We start from the raw sequence: 18,989 nt of genomic DNA, 5'->3' as shown, positions 1-18,989 counted from the left end.
CACCGGGCCGGGTGGCCGGTGGCACGACCTCCGGTACCGACCCCGTTCCGGCCGCGGGGCGCAACCGCGGCCGGCCCTCGCCGGTCGGTACCGGAGGCGGTTCAGGCGGCGACCGTCGCCAAGGTCGGCTCCACCTCGGTCCAGGCGGACCCCAGCTCGGCCGAGCGGACCACCGCGTCCAACACCAGTTGCACCTGCAACGCCTCGACGAACGAGGGCGACGGGTCGACGCCGATCGCCACCGCCTCGATGAAGTCGCGCATCTGGTGGGTGAAGGAGTGCTCGTACCCGATGATGTGGCCCGGCGGCCACCAGGCCGACAGGTACGGGTGCTCGCTCTCGGTCACCAGGATCCGGCTGAAGCCCTGCTCGGCCGTCGGGCGCGTGGCGTCGTAGAACTCCAGCTCGTTGAGGCGTTCCAGGTCGAAGACGACCGAGCCGAGCGACCCGTTGATCTCCACCCGGAGGGCGTTCTTGCGACCGGTGGCGAACCGGGTCGCCTCGTACGTGGCCAGCGCGCCGCCGTCGAGTCGGGCCACGAAGATCGCGGCGTCGTCGACGGTCACCGGTCCGGTGGCGGCGGCACCGTCGGCCTGCGCCGCCAGCCCGCTCGACCCGGACGGCAACGGCCGCTCCTTGACGAACGTCTCGGTGACCGCGCTGACCCCGGCGATCCGCTGGCCGGTGACGTACTGGGTCAGGTCGATGATGTGCGCACCGATGTCACCCAGCGCGCCGGAGCCCGCCTGGTCCTTCTGCAACCGCCAGACCAGCGGGAACTGCGGGTCCACGATCCAGTCCTGCAGGTAGCTGGCCCGGACGTGCCGGATCTGGCCCAGCCGCCCGTCGGCGACGAGCTGACGCATCAGCGCCACCGCGGGCACCCGCCGGTAGTTGAACCCGCACATCGAGCGGGCCCCGCTGGCCTGGGCGGTGGCTGCCGCGGCGGCCATCTCCCGCGCCTCGGCGACGGTGTTGGCCAGCGGCTTCTCGCACAGCACATGCTTGCCGGCGGCCAACGCCGCGAGGGCGATCTCGGCGTGGCTGTCCCCCGGTGTGCAGATGTCGACCACGTCGATGTCGGGTCGGGTCACCAGCTCCCGCCAGTCCGTGGTGTGCTCCTCCCAGCCGAGCCGGTCGGCGGCGTCGGCCACCTTTCCCGGATCACGCCCGCAGACGGCCACCATCCGGGCCCGCGCCGGCAGGTCGAACACTCGATTCACGGTCCGCCAGGCCTGCGAGTGCGCGGCGCCCATGAACGCGTAGCCGACCATGCCGACCCGCAGTTGGTTGTCAGTCGTGGACAAGGTGGGTCTCCCCCCGTGGTGTCAGAACCCGAGCTTGAGGTAGTCGCTCGCGTTCTCCTTCGTGATCGTCTCGGAGGCGAGGACGATCTCCTTGGGCACCTGGAGCTCGACCAGATCCGACATGCCCCGGTTCTGGCCGATCAGCCGGGCCAGCGAGATGGCCGACGAGGCCATCGACGGGCTGTAGGTCACGGTGGCCTTGAGCACCGTGTTGTCGGCCTGGATGTCCTCCATCGCCTTCTTCGAGCCGGCGCCGCCGACCATGAAGAACTCGTTGCGGTTGGCCTGGCTGATCGCGGCCAGCACGCCGATACCCTGGTCGTCGTCGTGGTTCCAGACCGCGTCGATCTTCGGCAGCGCCTGGAGCAACTGGCTCGTCTCCTGCTGGCCGGAGTCGACGGTGAACCGGGCCGCCCGCCGGTTGGCCACCCGCAGGCCGTGCTGGGCCAGGGTGTCGTTGAAGCCCTTCGTCCGCTCCTGGGTCAGCTCCAACTCGTCCATCCCGGCGATCTCGGCGATCACCGGGTTGCTCACGCCCTTGGCCTTGAGCTGCTCGTAGATGAAGGTCGCGGCGGAGACGCCCATGCCGTAGTTGTCGCCCTTGATCTGCAACCGGTACGCCTTGGCGTCCGGGAAGGCCCGGTCCAGGTTGACCACCGGGATGCCGGCCGCCATCGCCTCCAGACCGAACGAGTTCAGCTCCTTGCCGTCGTGCGGCAGCAGCACGATCACGTCGGGCTTCTGCGAGATCAGGGTGGACAGCGCCGCCCGCTGGGCTGCCGCGTCCGCACCGGCCTCGACCGTCTTGAACTCCACGTCGGAGTACGCGCCGGCCTGCGCCCGGGCGTTGTTCGTGATCGCGGCGATCCAGCCGTGGTCGGCGGCCGGCGCGGAGAAACCGATCGTGACCCGCTCACCGGGCTCGGCGTTGCCGCCGCCCTCGGCCGCCTTGGTCTGTGCCTCGGTGGGCGTCCCCTGCTCGTTGCTGGTGCAGGCGGAGAGCAGGACGCCGGCACCGACGGCCGCCCCGCCGAAGAGCATCCGGCGCCGCGACATGTCGCGACTGTGCTGGGTCATGACGACCTCCTGATGTCAGGTGGTGGAGGGAAATTGGGTGTGCGCTACCCGGCCACCGTCGTTCGCTCGGGTGGCCCGGTGTGGTGCGGAAGTGCGAGAGAAGTCAGCCGGTGGTGAGCCGGTTGTTGCGGCGGAAGAACTGGGTGAGGGTGCCGAACTGCACCTGCTGGATCAGGACGGCGGCGACGATGATGCCGCCCTTGACCATGTTCTGCGCCTCGGTGGAGAGGCCGTTGATCGCGAACAGGTTGGTGATGGTGGCGAAGATGATCACACCGAGCAGGGAGCCGACGATGGTGCCCCGCCCGCCGCTGAGCAGCGTGCCACCGATGATCACGGCAGCGATCGCGTCCAGCTCGTAGAGGTTGGCCATCGCCGCCTGGGCCGAGGTGGCCTGGGCGGTGAGCATGATCGCGGCGATGCCGCAGCAGAGGCCGGAGAGCGCGTAGAGCAGCAGGGTGTGCAGCCGGACGTTGATGCCGGCCAGCCGGGCCGCCTCCGGGTTGCCGCCGACGGCGACCGTACGCCGACCGAAGGTGGTGCGGTTGAGCAGCACCCACCCGGCGGCGACGACGGCGGCCAGGATGTAGACCAGCAGCGGGATGCCGAGCAGGTCGTTGCTGGCGATGCCGTTGATGACGCCGTTCTGCGAGATCTGCGTCTGCTTGTCGGAGATCTCGGCGGCCAGTCCCCGGGCGGCCACCAGCATGGCCAGCGTGGCGATGAACGGCACCAGCCGCCCGTACGCGATGAGCGTCCCGTTGACCAGGCCGACCGCCACCCCGACCACGATCGCGGTGAAGATCATGCCGCCGGCGCCGAAGCTCTGGGTCGCGACCGTAGTGCACCAGACCCCGGCGAGCGCGACGATCGCGCCGACGGAGAGGTCGATGCCGCCTCCGATGATCACGAAGGTCATCCCGACGGTGACCACGCCGACCACCGAGGCGAGCTTGAGGATGCTGAGCATGTTGGCCCAGACCCAGTCGGGGTTGGAGTACAGGTCGGAGCGGGTGGCCGCACCGATCACGAAGAGCGCCAGCAACACCCCGATCAGGGCCAGGTTCCGCTTGGCGCCCTCGCCGCCCTCACCGCTCCAGAAGGACAGCCCGCGCCTCGACCCGCCAGACGGATCGTGCTTGGTCACCCCGGTCGGTGCCGGGTCCACCGGCGGCGACTGCGCCGGCAACTGTGTGGTAGCGGGCGATCGCTCGCTCATGCCGGCACTCCGCCTTCCATCAGGGACCCCGCCATCACGAGGTCGAGCACGGTGTCTTCGTCGAGTTCGCCCGCCGGGGCGGTACGCACGACCCGGCCCTCCCGCATCACCAGCACCCGGTCGGCCAGACCGAGCACCTCGGGTACCTCGCTGGAGACCAGCAGCACCCCGACGCCCTCGGCGGCGAGCTGCCGGATCACCTGGTACAGCTCGGCGCGGGCGCCCACGTCCACGCCCCGGGTGGGTTCGTCGAGCAGCAGCAGCCTGGTGTCGCCGAGCAGCCAGCGCCCGACCACCACCTTCTGTTGGTTGCCGCCGGAGAGGGTGCGCACCGCCCGGCGTACGTCGCGCGGGCGCATCTCCAGGTTCTCCGCGATCCGGTCCGCCTCGGCGCGTTCCTTCCCGACGTCGGTGAACCCGAGTCGGGCGTACCGGCTGAAGGTGGCCAGCGTGACGTTGCGGTAGATCGGTTCGCCGAGCAGCAGCGCCTGGCTCTTGCGTTCCTCCGGGGCCATGCCCATGCCGGCCCGGACCGCCGCGCCGACGCTGCCCGGTCGCAGGGCCCGGCCGGACATCCGCACCGAGCCGGCCTCGGCCCGGCGCGCGCCGTAGATGGTCTCCAGCAGCTCGGACCGGCCGGAGCCGACCAGCCCGGCGATGCCGACGATCTCACCGGCCCGCACGGAGAGCGAGACGTCGGCGAACTCCCCGGCGCGGGTCAACCCGTCGACCTGGAGCAGCTCGTCGCCGACGCCGGTGTCGGCGGGACGGTCCGGGAAGACGTACTCGATGGTCCGGCCGGTCATCCGGGAGACCAAATCCCCGGTCGGGGTGTCCCGGGCCGCCAGGTTCGCGGCCGTGGTCCGGCCGTCCTTGAGGACGGTCACCCGGTCACCGATCTCGCGGATCTCCTCCAGCCGGTGTGAGATGTAGATGACCGCGATGCCCTGCGCGGTCAGCTCGCGGATGATCCGGAAGAGGTTCTCCACCTCGTCGTGGGCGAGCACCGCGCTCGGTTCGTCCATGATGATCAGCCGGGCCTCGTGGGAAAGCGCGCGGGCCATGCTGACCACCTGCTTGCCGGCTGCGGGCAGCGCCCGCACCATCCGGCCCGGCGGGATCTCCGCGTGCCCGAGCCGGCCGAGGATCTGCCGGGTACGCCGGGCCATCTGCCCCCGACGGACGAAGCCGAGACGGCGCGGCTCGTGCCCCAGGAAGGCGTTCTCCGCCACCGACAGGTCCTCGACGAGGTCGAGTTCCTGATAGATGGTGGCGATCCCGGCCCGCATGGCGGCCTGCGGATTGGCGAAGGTGACCGGCTCTCCGCGCCATTCGACCAGCCCCGAGTCCGGTCGATGCACTCCGGCGAGCACCTTGATCAACGTCGACTTGCCGGCGCCGTTCTGGCCGAGCAGGCAGTGCACCTCACCGGCCCGCACCTCCAGTTGCACGCCGTCCAGCGCGCGTACGCCCGGGAAGGTCTTGACCACGTCGGTCAGGCGCAGGACCACCTCGCCGGCGACGGTGTCGTCCGGGGCCTCGACCAGCGGCGCGTCGCTCACGTCACCCTGACTGTTCATGCCGCCTCCTGGAAGGCCAGGTCACTGGCGAGCACCGCGGCTCCCGCGACACCGGCACGCGGCCCCAGCTCGGAGAGCACGACCGGCAGGTTGCCGGTGGCCAGCGGCAGGGAGCGCCGGTAGACGACGCTGCGGATCTCGGCGAGCAGTACGTGGCCCAGGTGGGCGAGTCCCCCGCCGATGACGATCATCGACGGGTTGGTGAAGCTCACCAGTCCGGCCAGGACGCTGCCGACGCGTCGACCGCCCTCGCGGATGAGCTGGATGCAGGCCACGTCCCCTTCGACGGCACCGGCGGCGACGTCCTGGGCGGTGACCGCCCCCTGCACGCGCAGCCGTTCGGCCAGCGCGGGCGAGGCACCGGTACGCGCTGCCGCAGTGGCGTCCTTGGCCAGCGCGGCACCGCTGAACAGCGCCTCCAGGCAGCCGGCGTTGCCGCACGAGCAGACCGGCCCGTGTCCGTCCACCTGGATGTGGCCGATGTCCCCGGCGCAGCCGTCGGTGCCCCGGTAGACCTCGCCGCTCAGATAGATCCCGCACCCGATGCCGGTGCCGATCTTGACGAAGAGGAAGTCGTCGACCGAGTGCGCCACCCCACCGTGCCGCTCCCCGATCGCCATGATGTTCACGTCGTTGTCGACCACCGCCGGGCAGCCGTGTTCGCGGGTCAGCAGCTCACGGACGGGAAAGCGGTCCCATCCCGGCATGATCGGCGGCGACACCGGCACCCCGTCGCGGAAACTGACCGGACCGGGCACCCCGATGCCGACCGCGTTCAGCCGGTCGTAGACGCCGTCCACCCGGGCCTTGGCCAGCAGTTCGTTCACGCGGTGCAGGATCACCTTGGGGCCGGAGCGGATGTCGGCCGACTCCGCGTACGCCGCCACGGGCTCCAGGCGACCGTTGAGCACTTCGACGTCGATGGAGCTCGCCCCGAGGTCGACGGCCGCGAACCGAAGGTCCGGGCTCAGTTCGACCAGGGTGGAGCGGCGGCCACCCCGCGAGGCGGCCATACCGGCCTCGGCGACGTAGCCGTGTCCGACCAGACGCTCCAGCTCTGCCAGCAGCCGGGGACGGGGTATCTCCAGGCGGTCCGCCAGTTCCGCTCGGGAAACGGCCCCCTGGTCGCGGAGCAACCGCAACAGGCGCACGTGCAGGGGTTCGACGGTCCGCATCGGGACCCCTTTCATCGATGCCATTCACATCGACGCAACGCCGATGTGTTGTGCCCGACACAGTAGGCGCCTTCCGCGCCGCCTGTCCAGATCTTCGGCCGACATTCCGCCAACTTTTGTCCCGACAGACAAAAGCTTCAAGTGGATCAAGAAAAGGGTTGCTCAGACGGTTCGTGCCGTGGCAGATGGTGGTCGCCGGCCTGCCGACACCCACCCGGGTGAGCCGGCGTCCCGGAGCGCGACGCGGATCCGACCGGGCACGACAAGCCCGGGCCCGTCCGTCGATCACCGACGGTCGGACCCGGGCAGCCTTTGATCAGCTAGCGGGCGTCCTCAATGCGCCTCGCCCTCGTCCTTCAGCTTGCGGTCGTCGCGCAGCTCGACGTACGGCTCCCGGTCGACCGGCCGCAGGCCGCCCGCGATCGCCCGGCCGCGTGCCAGCTCGGCGTCGAACTCGGCGCCGAACAGGATCGCGACGTTGCTGAGCCAGAGCCAGACCAAGAAGATGATCACGCCGGCGAGGGCCCCGTAGGTCTTGTTGTACGAGCCGAAGTTGGCCACGTAGAGCGCGAAGACGCCGGAGACCAGCAGCCAGATCACCACCGCCAGAATCCCGCCCGGGCTGACCCAACGGAAGCCGCCCTGCCGGGCGTTCGGCGACGCCCAGTAGAGGATGGCGAACATCAGGCTGACCAGGATCAGCAGCACCGGCCACTTGGCGTAGTCCCAGACCGTCACCGCCGTACGGCCGACTCCGATCGCGTCACCGACCTGCTGGGCGAACCGGCCGGTGAACACCACGATCACGGCGCTGGCCAGCAGCAGCACCCCGATCACGGCGGTGACCCCGACCCGGATCGGCAGGGTCTTCCAGATCGGGCGCCCCTCCGGCACGTCGTAGATGAGGTTCGAGGCGCGCATGAACGCGGCGACGTAGCCGGAGGCCGACCAGAAGGCGGCCAGCAGACCCACCACGGCGGCGAGACCGGCGAGGCCGCCGTTCTGCTGCGCCTGGTCGATGGCCGCGTCGATGATCTGGCGGATGTTCTGCTCCGGCACCGCCTGGTCGATGGTGTCCCGCACGCCCTGGGTGGCGCCCGGGCCGAGGAGTCCGAGCAGCGACACCAGCACCAGCAGGCCGGGGAAGATCGAGAGCACGCCGTAGTAGGTGAGTGCGGCGGCCCAGTCGGTCAGGCCGTCGGAGCTGAACTCCCGTACGGTCCGCCGCGCCGCCGCCACCCACTCGTCCCGGGACAGGCGGGTCGGCCCGTCGGGCGCGTCCCGGTCGGCCGGCGGGTGCTCCGCACCTCTGCCGGGATCCTCGGCGGGCCGCCGCACCGCGTCGCGCCCGTCCGGGCGGGAAGACTTCTCGGAGGCCATCGCCCCTCCCCTCACCTCGACGTTCTCGCCCGAGACATGCCCGGCCAGCACGCTCGGGTAACCCCACCCACCAGCCCTGGGCGCGGACCGGCGGGTGGGTCGTGCCGCCGACCACATCGCTGCGCCGTTGCCACCCCGCCGCGCCACCGGCCGTCGCGAATCCGGTCCGGGTCCGGGAAATGCGTACGGAGAATGGCGCGTACAGCGCCGGAGAGGCACGTCTCATCGGCTGCGCGTTGTCAACCGTGACGCGCCGACCGAATCGCGCCAGGCATCGCGCCGGCACCCGCGCCACCGCCTCCACGACCGCCGCGAGCCACTCGATCGGCGCCGCCACGCTCCGTCACCACATGCACGGAGAGTAATGGATTCGCTGTCATTTCGACGCCAACATATGACAGCCGAATGCCTCAAGAAGGAGAAAACGGGCACGGCCACACGGGCCCGCTCCGAGCGCCCGACAGACCAACGCGCACGTCCGGCGCGGATCGCGAAACCGATTCTGAAACATCCGCAGCGGGGAGTGACTGAAACAAAATGAAAGTCACTCAGGGAAACGATGATCGACAATGTTTCCAACGAAGTGTCAATTCGCGTATCGTCCCCCCTCGTGTCGGCTATCCGATTCACCGATGATTCCGGACCCGAGGGCAATCGCGCCCGTGCCCGCGTGGCAGAGGCCGACCCCGAGGCCGATCCGCGCACCGTCGGGACCGTTCCGGCCACCGTCCCCCGGCAACGGTCCGGCCCCGATCGCGCCACCGACCCGAGCGCCCCGCCCGGCGACCGTCCCGCCCCCGGGGACACCGACGCGCCGCCGGAGGTGGACGCGCGGGAGCTGGCCAGCCGGTTCGAGGACGAGAAGCCCGGCCGTACGCTGACCGGGCCGATCGCTGTCCTGCTGACCGGCGCGACCCTGGCCGTCGCACTGCTCGCGCTCTGGCAGGTGTTCCGCCCGCTGGCCCAGGGCAGCAAGTACTACCTGATCTTCTTCCTGGCCGGCGTGCTCCCGCTGGTCTTCCTCGCGTACCCGGCCGACCTGCGCCTGCCCCGACTGCGCCGCAACCGGGACGCGAGCACCGACCGGGATGTCACGTCCCCGGCGCAGGCCCGGCCGCCGCGCACCGGGCCGAGCGGGGTCGACTGGGCGTTGGGCGTCGCCGCGCTGGCCGCCTGCCTCTATCCGGTGCTGCCGGTCGCGCTGGCCGGCGGTGGCGGTGGCTACGACGCCTTCCTCGACCGGCAGGGCCTGCTCGTCGGCACCGACGTGGTGATGGGCACCGTCCTGCTGCTCCTGCTGCTGGAGGCGTGCCGGCGCACCACCGGCTGGATCCTGCCCGTGGTGTGCCTGCTCTTCCTCGGCTACGGCTACTACGGCGGACTGCTGCCGCAGACCTGGGCGGTGGCCCACGCCGGGCTCGACTTCGGGCAACTCGTGGACGCCTTCTACAACTCCGACAGCGGGTTCTACGGCACCCCGTTGGACGTGGCCGCCACCTACATCGTGCTGTTCACCATCTATGGCGCGGTGCTCGACCGCTCCGGCGCGGGTCGGTTCTTCGTCGACCTGTCGGCTGCGGCGTTCCGTCGCTCCCGCACCGCCGCCGGCCGTACCGCAGTGGCCTCCGGTTTCCTGCTCGGCACCGTCTCCGGGTCGGGTGCGGCCACCACCGTCAGCATCGGCGCGGTCACCTGGCCGATCCTGCGCCGCGCCGGATACCCGGCGGAGCGGGCCGGCGGCATGCTCGCGGCGGCCGGTGTCGGGGCCATCCTCTCCCCGCCCACGCTCGGTGCGGCGGCGTTCATCATCGCCGAGTACCTGGGCGTCTCCTACCTCCAGGTGCTCGGCTGGGCGATGGTGCCGACGGTGCTCTACTACCTCGGCATCGTGCTCTCGGTGGAGATCGACGCGCGGCGCTCCGGGGTACGCGCGGCGGCCCTGCCGGCCACCTCCGCCTGGCGGCTGCTGGCCCGCTCCGGCTACCACTTCGCCTCGCTCTTCGCGATCGTCGGTCTGCTCGCCGTCGGCATGTCGGCCACCCGCGCGGTGGTGCTGGCCACCCTGCTCGCGATCGTGCTCTCCTACCTGGACCGGAAGCACCGGCTCACCCCGCCCCGGCTGCTCGACGCGCTCTCCGGCGGCGCCCGTGGGGTCCTCGCCGTCACCGTGGTCTGCGCGGCGGCCGGCATCATCACCGCCACCACCACCAAGACCGGGCTCGGGCCACAGGCCGCCGCGCTGCTGGTCGACGCCGCCGGTGCGGTCAGCTCGAACCCGGCCGTGGTGCTGGCGCTCACGGCGCTGCTCGCCGCCGTCGCGTTGAGCCTGCTCGGACTCGCCATCCCGGTCACCGCGTCCTTCGTGATCGGCTGGGTGATCATCGGCCCGGCCCTGCTCGACCTCGGCGTCAGCGCCCCCGCCGCGGCGATGTTCGTCTTCTACTTCGCGGTGCTGTCCGAGGTGTCGCCGCCGACCGCGCTCGCCGCGGTCGCCGCCGCAGCCATCACCGGCGGCCGGGTGGTGCCGACCATGTGGCACACCCTGCGGTACGCGCTGCCGGCCTACCTCATCCCGCTCGCCTTCGTGGTCACCCCGACCGGGCTCGGCCTGCTCGGCATGGGTGGTCCACAACGGATCCTCGTCGCCGGGACGGTCACCGCGCTCAGCGTCGCGGTGCTTGCCGTGGCGGCGGGCGGCTGGCTGCCCGGGGTGGGCCCGGCGGGCGCACCGGAACGCGTGCTCGGCGCGATCGCCGGGCTCACGCTGCTCTGGCTGCAACCCGTACCCGTCGCGATCGGTGCCGTACTGGCCGGCGCCATGGCGGTGGGCGTTTTCGTACGACGCGGATCCGCCGGCTCCTCCGGTGGGACGCGAGCCGGATCACCGGCATGACCGAGGAAGGAGCAAGAGTGGGACGGATCAACGTGCGGCTCGTGGCGGGAGTGGGAGCACTCGCCCTCGTCGCGGCCGGCACCGCAGGTTGCGGCGGCCGTCAGGGCGCCGCCGCCACGGACGACACCGCGAACGCCGTCACCTGCGAGGTGGCCGAGAACACCCGGGTGGGCATCGCCACCGGCAACGCCACCGGCGTCTACTACGTGGTCGGCAACGCCCTGGCCGGGCAGCTCTCGAACAGCACCGAGGGTCGACTCACCGGCACGGCGGCCGAGACCGGCGCGTCGGTGCAGAACATCGAACAGCTCGTCGGCGGCCAGTACGACGTGGCGTTCTCGCTCTTCGACACCGCCGTCAACGCGGTGCAGGGCAAGGGCACCTTCACCGCGCCGCAGCCGGTCGAGGCGCTGGCCCGGATCTACGACAACTACACCCAGGTGGTCGTCCGGGCCGACGCGGGGATCAACTCCGTGGCCGACATGAAGGGCAAGAAGATCTCCACCGGCTCCCCCAAGTCCGGCACCGAGGTCATCGCGAACCGCCTGCTGGAGGCCGCCGGACTCGACCCGGCCGCCGACGTCCAGGCGCAGCGTCTGGACCTGACCAAGACGGTCGAGGGCATCAAGGACGGCAGCCTGGACGGATTCTTCTGGTCCGGCGGCGTACCCACCGGTGGTGTGACGGACCTCTTCACCACGGCGGGGGACAAGGTCAAGTTCATCGACATCACGCCGTTGCTGCCTAAGATGAGCGAACTGAACCCCGCGTACCAGGCCGGCACGATCGGCAAGGACGTGTACTCCACTGTGGCGGACACCCCGACCATCGTGGTCCCCAACGTGCTGCTCGTCCGCAAGGACCTGGACGCCAACGTGGCCTGCGCGATCACTCGGACGGTGTTCGAGAAGAAGGACGCGCTGGCCCAGGCCAACCCTGCTGCCAAGGGCATCGCTCTGGACACCGCCCGCAAGACCGACCCGGTCGGTCTGCACCGGGGGGCGGACAAGGCGTTGCAGGACCTCGGCGCGAGCTGACCGACCCCGGCCGGGCCGGTGCCTCCGTGGAGGCCCGGCCCGGCCACCACTACCTCGGGAGACCCCCGTGCCGCTGCCCTCACTGGCGCGCGTACGCCGGCACAACCGTCCGTCCGATCACACGGGTCGACTGTGGTCGGTGCGTACGCAGCTCCTCGCACCGATCCTCGTCGCCACCGCCGGACTGCTCGCCCTGGGCGCGATCCAGACCGACAGCGCCCTGTCGACCACCCGCGACGCCGAACGCGCCCGGGTGCTGGCCGGCACCGCCACCGCCACCGTGTCGCTGGTGCACGAGGTGGAGCGGGAACTCGGCGAGACGGCAGCCCTGCGTCAGCGCGGCGGGACCTCCGGCCGGCAACTGGTCGACGCCCAGCGGCAGCGGGTCGACGAGGCCGTGACGAGGTACCGGTCGGCCAGCGGCGACGCCCGGCGGGCCGCTCCCGACCTGGGCCGTTCGCTGGACGGCGTGGACGAACACCTCGTCCAGCTCGACGAGGCACGAGTGGCCGCACTGGGCTCCGCGACCGCCGACCCGACCTACGTGGCGCTGGTGGAGTCGCTGCTCACGGTCGCCGACGCGCTGCCCGCCCAGGTCCGCGACACGGAGCTGGCCAACCGGGCCCGGGAGGTGGCCGCGGTCGCCGCCCAGGAGCACCTGGCGTCGCTGGAACGGGACCTGCTGCGAACCGTCTTCGTCCGGGGCGAGCTGGCCGAGGGCGAACTGGTCCGGCTGGGCCGGCTGCGGGGCGCGGCGGAACAGCGCCAGGCCGAGTTCTCCCGGATCGCCGGTGCGGGCGCCACGGCCGCGTACACCCGGTTGATGGAGAGCAGTGACGTCTCCACCGCCCGGCGGATGCGCGACAGCGCGCTGAACGCGGACCGCGAGCCGGCCGCGCTCGACACCGACGGCGACGCCTGGTTCGTGGCGCAGAGCGGCACCATCCGCCGATACAACCTGCTGGGCCGCGAACTCTCCGACGAACTCGACCGCCGGGCCGCCGCGCTGGCCGCCGACGCCCGCCAGCGGGCGCTGGTCACCGGCGGCTCCACCGGCGCGCTGGCACTGGCCTCGCTGATCGCCGCCGCGATGCTTGCGGTACGCACCAGCCGCCGGCTGCGGCGACTCCGGGTGGCCGCGTTGACCATGGCGCACCGGGAACTGCCCGAGCGGATCACCGCGATCTCGGCCGGCGACAGCAGTTCCGGTGCCGGTCCGGCCTCCCAGGCCACCGCCGGGATCAGTCGTGGGCGCGACGAGATCGCCCAGGTGGCGGAGGCGTTCGACACGGTCAACCGGGCCGCTCTGCGGCTCGCCGGTGAGCAGGCCGAGCTGCGCATGGACGTGACCCGGATGGTCGAGGCGCTGGCCCGCCGGATCCGTACGCTGATCACCCGGCAATTGCGCCTGCTCGACGAGTTCGAGCAGGAGGAGACCGATCCCGACGCGCTGGCCCGGCTGTTCGCGCTCGACCACCTGGCCGCCCGGATGCGGCGTAACGGGGAGAACCTGCTGGTCCTCGCCGGTGGCGAACCGGGCCGCTCGCACGAGGGCCCGCACCTGCTGGCCGACGTGGTCCGGGGTGCCGCGTCGGAGATCGAGGAGTACGCCCGGGTCGAGATCGACGTACCGCCCGCCGCAGTCCACGGCTCGGCCGTGGGCAACCTCGTCCACCTCCTCGCCGAGCTGTTGGAGAACGCCACCGCCTACTCCCCGCCGCACGCACCGGTGCACGTCGACGGTCGACGCACGGTCGACGGGCTCACGTTGCGCGTACACGACCAGGGCATCGGCATCGGCGAAGGCCGGCTGGCCGAGATCAACGAGCGGCTGCGCTCACCGGCCGTCCTGTCCAGCGCGGCGGCCGGCAGCATGGGCCTGCACGTGGTGGCCCACCTGGCCGCGCGGCACGGCGTGCAGGTCCGACTGCACAGTGCCGGTGCCGGCACGGTCGCCCAGGTGGAGGTCCCCGAGGCGATCCTCACCCGCGTCGAGGAGGTCAAGGGGCGGCCGTCCGCCGCACCCCGGGCCACGCCGCCGGGTGCCGCCTGGTTCCGGTCGCCCGACGGTACGCCCGGCGGCATCGGCGTTCCGCGGCCCCGGGTGGACGTGGGCACCGCGCCGGAGCAGTTCAACGTCCACCGGGCCCCGACGATGACGCTGCCGGTGGTCCGCGCCGCCGCCAACGGCTCGTCCGGCTGGTCTGGGGCCGGCGCAGGTGTCGGGTCGGGCGTCGGCGCGGGTGTCGGGCCGGGCGCGGGTGTCGGGCCGGGCTCGGGTGTCGGGCCGGGCGTCGGCGCAGGCGGGCCGGGCGTCGGAACAGGCGTCGGGCCCGGCCAGGCACCGCCGAGCTGGCCCGGTGCCGGGGCGGGCCACGCGCTGCCGAGTTGGTCGTCGCCCGCGCCGACGGACGGTCAGCCCGCCTGGTCGGCAGCCGGCGCGGCGACCGCGAGCGGGCTGCCCCGGCGTACCCGTGGCGGCGGGTTGCAGTCCGAACTGCACGACACGCCACCCCCACCGGCCGGCACCGACCTGCTCGACCCCGAGGTGGTCCGAGCCCGACTCACCGCCCTGTCGGCCGGGGTGGCCCAGGCGATGCGACGCAACCAGCAGACCAGACACACCGGGAGACCAGAATGATGCCCAACGTCAGCGCCGGCCTGGACTGGCTCCTGGCGAACTTCGCCGAGCAGGTTCCGGACGTGTCGCACGCCCTCGCCGTCTCCGGTGACGGGTTGCGACTGGCCGCCTCGCCCCACCTCTCCACCGACCAGGCGGACCAGCTCGCCGCCGTGATCAGCGGTCTGGCCAGCCTGACCGTCGGCGCGGCGCGGTTGATGTCCGCCGGCCGGGTACGCCAGCAGATCGTCGACATGGACGGCGGGGTGCTGCTGGTGATGGCGGTCGGTGACCGCGCCCTGATCGGGGTGCTCGCCTCCGCCGGATGCGACCTGGGCCAGATCGGCTACGAGACGGCCACTCTGGTCCAGCGGGTCGCCGAGGCCCTCGAACCGGCGACCCGGACCTGGGCGGAACACGGCGGGGTACCGGCGTGAACGGGCCGGATGTCTGCGCTCCCGTGCCTGCCGCCGCAGGTCGCAGGCCGGATGCCGGGGTTCGCGGGCGGGGTCGGCGTCTGGTGGCGGCGGTGCTGGCGGTCGCGCTCGTCGCCGGCTGCGGCGCCGAGGCCACTCCGGAGCCGCGCCCGTGGCACGACGGGCGCATCTTCCTGGCCACCGGGAACACCACCGGCGTCTACTACCAGCTCGGCGGCGGGTACGCCGACATCATCAGCCGACACCTGCCCGGCTACGAGGCCCGCGCCGAACCGACCGGAGCCTCCGGCGAGAACATCACCCGCCTGGTCGAGGGCGACATGGAGATCGCCTTCAGCCTGGCCGACACCGCCGCCGACGCCGTTGCCGGCCGTGGCGCGTTCGACGGCCAACCCCAACCGGTCCGGGCCCTGGCCCGGGTCTACAGCAACTACACCCACGTGATCGTCCGCGCCGACGCCCAGATCACCGACCTCGCGGCGCTGCGCGGTAAGCGGGTCTCCACCGGCTCACCCAAGTCCGGCACGGACGTCATCGCCGCCCGGCTGCTCACCGCCGCCGGGCTGGACCCCGAACGGGACGTACGCCGGGCCCGGCTGTCGCTGCCCGAGACGGTCACCCGGATGCGTGCCGGCAGCCTGGACGCGATGTTCTTCTCCGGCGGCCTGCCCACCCCCGGGATCGCCGACCTGCTGAGCGGCGCACCGGGCCGGTTCGCCCTGCTGCCGATCGCCGAGCTGGTCGAGTCGCTCAACGCCGAACACGGCTCGGTATACACCACCGCCGAGCTGCCCAAGGACGCCTACGACACGCCGAGTGGCACCCCCACCGTCACGGTGGCCAACGTGATCCTGGTCAACGCCGACATGCCCGAACAACTGGCGTACGACCTGACCCGACTCCTCTTCACGTACCAGACCGACCTGGCCATGGCACATCCCGAAGCGCGCAACTTCGACCGCCAGAGCGCCGCCTCCACCGACCCGATCCCCCTACACCCCGGCGCCGCCCGCTACTACCGGGGCGGCTGACCCCGCCCGCCTTGCGTGGGGGGTGGTTCCGATCCGGATAGATCTTGGTACGAAAGTGCCCTCGGAGGGGTGCTCACGTACCAGGATCTGTTCGGGTCCCGTCCGGCGTCCGCTATGGGCGCTCGATGAGCTGGGCGACGAACGCACGCCAGGAGTCGGGGCCGAAGACCAACACCGGCCCGGCCGGATCCTTGGAATCACGTACGGCCACCACACCGGACAGGTTGTCGGCCACCTCCACGCAGGCACCACCCTGCCCGTTGCTACGAGTGCTCTTGCGCCACCGGGCGCCGGTCAGCTCCATGTCTCCGCCACCTCCGTCATCGGGACGCCATCGGCCCACCGTGCCCACCGCACCCGCACCCGCACCCAAAACTTGGACAGTTGCCGTTACGAGGAGCTAATGGCACTGTCCAAGATTGACGCGAACTCCGCGCGCCGAGGGCCGCTACGGGCGCTCGGCGAGTTGGGCGACGAACGCACGCCAGGAGCCGGGACCGAAGACCAACACCGGCCCGGCCGGATCCTTGGAATCACGTACGGCCACCACGCCCGACAGGTTGTCGGCCACCTCCACGCAGTTGCCTCCCTGGCCGTTACTGCGAGTGCTCTTGCGCCACCGGGCGCCGGTCAGTTCCATGTCTCCGCCACTTCCGTAATCGGGACGTCATCTGCCCACCGTGCCCACCCGCACCCGCACCCGAATCTTGGACAGTTGCCGTTACGAGCTAACGAAAACTGTCCAAGATTGACGCGAACTCTACGTGCCGAGGGCCGCTACGGGCGCTCGGCGAGCTGGGCGACGAACGCACGCCAAGAGTCGGGGCCGAAGACCAGCACCGGCCCGGCTGAATCCTTGGAATCGCGTACGGCCACCACACCGGACAGGTTGTCGGCCACCTCCACGCAGTTGCCTCCATCGGGACCACTGCGGGTGGTCTTGCGCCATCGGGCGCCGGTCAGCTCCATGTCTCTGTCAACTCCGCTATCAGATCGAGGGACTGCTGCTGCGATAGTGCCTCACCCCGGATCGACTCCCAAACCTCGACCATCTGCTGAACGTAGTCGAGACGGTCGATCACCTGTCCGTGGCGTTGGCCCTCCAGGTAGACGACATCGTCTCCGTTGGCCGAGGTGGCGATCACGAAGGGGCCGCCAAGCCCTGCATATGCTCCGGCTGCCAGCGGCACGACCTGAATCCGAACCCGGGGCATGGCTGAGCCTGTCTTCCCCAGGTGTCGCAGTTGCTCCCGCATCACCTCCTGCCCGCCGATCCGGCGGCGCAGGACATACTCATCGATGACCACAGTAAAGAGGGGCGGCCGGTCACGGGTCAGCGCCGCCTGGCGATCTAACCGGTTGGTCACCTGCTGCTCGACCTCGTCGTCAGCGAACAATCCGCCACCCGACAGCAACGCACGGGCGTATGTCTCGGTTTGCAGCAGCCCCGGCACACACAGCGGCTCGAACGAGCGCAGCGCGGTGGCCTCTGCCTCGATGCCTGCCCAGTCGCGGAACCACGGCACCACGGACTCCCGGCTGAGTCGGCGTTGGATGCGCTCGAAGCGTCCGTCGGCGGCGAAGACGGCGTCGCAGCGGCGGGCGAAGTCCAGGCTCGGCTTCCGCTCGCAGGTCTCCACCTTCGCCACCAGCGCCGCCGAGTAGCTGAGCGCCTCGGCCAGCGCGGTCTGCGACATGTCGGCGGTGGCTCGGACCAGCCGCAGTTCCTCCGCGAAGTGCTCCAGCATGGACGAGCGGTCCACGGACACCCTCCGTACATCGTCGTACCGCCTGGGAATGGCTCGGGACTCGCTCGTCGTCACCGCGCCAAGCCTCCCACCGTAGTCGCGTCCTCACCAGACTGTCACGCAGCGGGACCGCTCACAGGATCGGACGGCGGGCGGAACCAGGCCGGGGCGTCGGCGTACCCGACTCGGCCGGCGCCCCATTCACCTCGACGGAGGCCCACCCATGCGATTCCGGTTCTGGCGATGCCCGCCCCCGACAACCCCCGTCCCACTCCCCCGGCGCGGAGCGCACACCAACCCGCCGCCGACCACGCTCGCGCAGCCGCCTACCGGGCAACCGTCCGCCCCACGCCTCCCAAGCGAGCCACCCACCACCAAGCGGAGTGCCAACGAGCGACCCGTCACCGGGCAGGCCGCCGTCGTGCGTCCTGTCTGGGCGACCGCGCCGACGGAGATGCTTCCGCTCAACGGCCCGGGCCCACTGGGGTGGCTCACCCTCGCCGGACGGTGGCGGGCCAACGCCGGGCGGTGGCTACCGTCGCTCCCGGGGGACAGGGACCGTTGATGGCCCGTTACCGCCCCCACGTCGCGGCCCGACCGTCCTGGCGGTGCCGGGTGTGCGGTGCCCGCTGGCCGTGCTCGCCGGCCCGGCTGGCGTTGCTGGGCGAGTACCGGGAGAACCGTACCGGCCTGCTCGTCTACCTCGGCTCGATGATGTACGACGCCGCCGGTGACCTGGATGGCAGTTCCTCACCGGAAGCCCTGGCCGCCCGCTTCCGCGCCGATCATGAAGTTGTGGCGAGGACAGAAGAGGGCAAAACACATCCTTCCGGGTGCCACAAGTCCATGATCGGCGTGAGCGGCCGCCTGATCGGCGTGAGCGGCCGCCCCGACGGACGGCGAGGACAGCCGCCGGAGCAAGGCGACCGGGCGGCGGGAGCAGCGGGTCAGAGGTCGGTGGGGGTGGTGGCGGCGCGGGCGGCGGCGACGAGGTGGTCGGTCTCGGCGAGTACGGCCGGGTCGTCGGTGGGGGTGCCGGGGTCGTAGCGGACCATCCAGGTCAGGCCGTCGACGCCGGACACCCGCCGGCCGACGACCCGACCGGCGCCGCCGGAAACAGCGTGGTGCTGGGTGTACGCGACCGACTTGGTGACCCGGGCCCGGATCTGGTGCGGCAGCTCACCGGGATCGAGCAGCAGGTAGCGCTCGGCCGGACAGTCGGCGACCACCACGTACCCGTCCCGTTCGGTGACCTGCTCGCCGGGGGTGACGGTCAGCTCCCGGCCGGACCAGACCGCCTTGACGATGTCGTGCCAGCCGATCCGGTGGCCGCGTCCGGGCAGCCAGAGCCCCAGGTTGGTGGCCACCACCACGCCGTCGCCCTCGCCGTTGCCGGCGGCGGACCAGGCCAGCACCCGCTCGTCGCGCTCCAGCGGTGGCCGGTCGGCCTGCGGCAGCTTGCGTCGGCGGCGGAACAGTCCCATC

Annotated in this window: 16 protein-coding genes; 5 read left to right on the top strand and 11 right to left on the bottom strand. The window is 71.6% G+C overall.

The genetic code is table 11. The features are described 5' to 3' along the window. Positions 1 to 101 precede the first annotated feature (101 nt). From ABT008_RS23075 to ABT008_RS23050, 6 genes are all read right to left on the bottom strand, one after another. Positions 102 to 1,274, bottom strand: a complete 1,173-nt coding sequence (locus ABT008_RS23075) for a Gfo/Idh/MocA family protein (RefSeq protein ID WP_502890494.1) — start codon at positions 1,272 to 1,274, stop codon at positions 102 to 104. A gap of 54 nt (positions 1,275 to 1,328) precedes the next feature. Then, the gene (locus ABT008_RS23070; protein WP_350698317.1) at positions 1,329 to 2,384 is read right to left on the bottom strand and encodes a substrate-binding domain-containing protein; all 1,056 of its coding nucleotides are present in this window, start codon (positions 2,382 to 2,384) and stop codon (positions 1,329 to 1,331) included. Positions 2,385 to 2,487: 103 nt separating this feature from the next. Next, positions 2,488 to 3,603 carry an ABC transporter permease gene (locus ABT008_RS23065; protein ID WP_350698315.1) on the bottom strand — a complete coding sequence of 372 codons (1,116 nt, stop codon included), beginning with the start codon at positions 3,601 to 3,603 and terminating at the stop codon, positions 2,488 to 2,490. Further along, on the bottom strand, positions 3,600 to 5,183 hold the full coding sequence (locus ABT008_RS23060; RefSeq protein ID WP_350698313.1) for a sugar ABC transporter ATP-binding protein: 1,584 nt from the start codon (positions 5,181 to 5,183) through the stop codon (positions 3,600 to 3,602). The genes ABT008_RS23065 and ABT008_RS23060 overlap by 4 nt, the downstream gene beginning before the upstream one ends. Next, the gene (locus ABT008_RS23055) at positions 5,180 to 6,358 is read right to left on the bottom strand and encodes an ROK family protein (RefSeq protein ID WP_350698311.1); all 1,179 of its coding nucleotides are present in this window, start codon (positions 6,356 to 6,358) and stop codon (positions 5,180 to 5,182) included. Before ABT008_RS23055 ends, ABT008_RS23060 begins: the two co-directional genes overlap by 4 nt. 333 nt (positions 6,359 to 6,691) lie before the next feature. Next, positions 6,692 to 7,738: a YihY/virulence factor BrkB family protein gene (locus ABT008_RS23050; RefSeq protein ID WP_350698309.1), complete on the bottom strand. Its 1,047-nt coding sequence runs from the start codon at positions 7,736 to 7,738 to the stop codon at positions 6,692 to 6,694. Positions 7,739 to 8,561: 823 nt separating this feature from the next. Here ABT008_RS23050 and ABT008_RS23045 point away from each other — a divergent pair. From ABT008_RS23045 to ABT008_RS23025, 5 genes are all read left to right on the top strand, one after another. After that, complete coding sequence (locus ABT008_RS23045) at positions 8,562 to 10,631, top strand: TRAP transporter permease (RefSeq protein WP_350698554.1); 2,070 nt, start codon at positions 8,562 to 8,564, stop codon at positions 10,629 to 10,631. A 17-nt stretch (positions 10,632 to 10,648) separates the two neighbouring features. Beyond that, the gene (locus ABT008_RS23040; protein ID WP_350698307.1) at positions 10,649 to 11,668 is read left to right on the top strand and encodes a TAXI family TRAP transporter solute-binding subunit; all 1,020 of its coding nucleotides are present in this window, start codon (positions 10,649 to 10,651) and stop codon (positions 11,666 to 11,668) included. 139 nt (positions 11,669 to 11,807) lie between these two features. After that, a complete protein-coding gene (locus ABT008_RS23035; protein ID WP_350698304.1) occupies positions 11,808 to 14,309 on the top strand; it encodes a sensor histidine kinase in 2,502 nt (833 codons plus the stop codon). Further along, positions 14,306 to 14,725, top strand: coding sequence for a roadblock/LC7 domain-containing protein (locus tag ABT008_RS23030; protein ID WP_117231037.1), 420 nt, complete (start codon positions 14,306 to 14,308; stop codon positions 14,723 to 14,725). Before ABT008_RS23035 ends, ABT008_RS23030 begins: the two co-directional genes overlap by 4 nt. Positions 14,726 to 14,808: 83 nt before the next feature. Then, on the top strand, positions 14,809 to 15,756 hold the full coding sequence (locus tag ABT008_RS23025; protein WP_350698302.1) for a TAXI family TRAP transporter solute-binding subunit: 948 nt from the start codon (positions 14,809 to 14,811) through the stop codon (positions 15,754 to 15,756). A 112-nt stretch (positions 15,757 to 15,868) separates the two neighbouring features. On the opposite strand, the gene ABT008_RS23020 is transcribed toward ABT008_RS23025, so the two are convergent. From ABT008_RS23020 to ABT008_RS23000, 5 genes are all read right to left on the bottom strand, one after another. Beyond that, a complete protein-coding gene (locus ABT008_RS23020) occupies positions 15,869 to 16,060 on the bottom strand; it encodes a DUF397 domain-containing protein (RefSeq protein ID WP_350698300.1) in 192 nt (63 codons plus the stop codon). A gap of 144 nt (positions 16,061 to 16,204) precedes the next feature. Beyond that, positions 16,205 to 16,396 (bottom strand): DUF397 domain-containing protein, encoded by a 192-nt coding sequence (locus tag ABT008_RS23015; RefSeq protein WP_350698298.1) that lies wholly within the window; start codon positions 16,394 to 16,396, stop codon positions 16,205 to 16,207. Positions 16,397 to 16,533: 137 nt separating this feature from the next. Then, the gene (locus ABT008_RS23010) at positions 16,534 to 16,725 is read right to left on the bottom strand and encodes a DUF397 domain-containing protein (RefSeq protein ID WP_350698297.1); all 192 of its coding nucleotides are present in this window, start codon (positions 16,723 to 16,725) and stop codon (positions 16,534 to 16,536) included. Next, a complete protein-coding gene (locus ABT008_RS23005; protein ID WP_350698295.1) occupies positions 16,716 to 17,519 on the bottom strand; it encodes a helix-turn-helix domain-containing protein in 804 nt (267 codons plus the stop codon). Before ABT008_RS23005 ends, ABT008_RS23010 begins: the two co-directional genes overlap by 10 nt. A gap of 932 nt (positions 17,520 to 18,451) precedes the next feature. Next, the gene (locus tag ABT008_RS23000) at positions 18,452 to 18,988 is read right to left on the bottom strand and encodes a hypothetical protein (RefSeq protein ID WP_350698293.1); all 537 of its coding nucleotides are present in this window, start codon (positions 18,986 to 18,988) and stop codon (positions 18,452 to 18,454) included. Position 18,989 lies beyond the last annotated feature (1 nt).

The sequence above is a fragment of the Micromonospora sp. NPDC002389 genome, assembly GCF_040296095.1.
GTDB lineage: Bacteria > Actinomycetota > Actinomycetes > Mycobacteriales > Micromonosporaceae > Micromonospora.
Note: the sequence above shows the minus strand (reverse complement) of the source record. Positions and strands in the feature narration are given on the sequence as shown.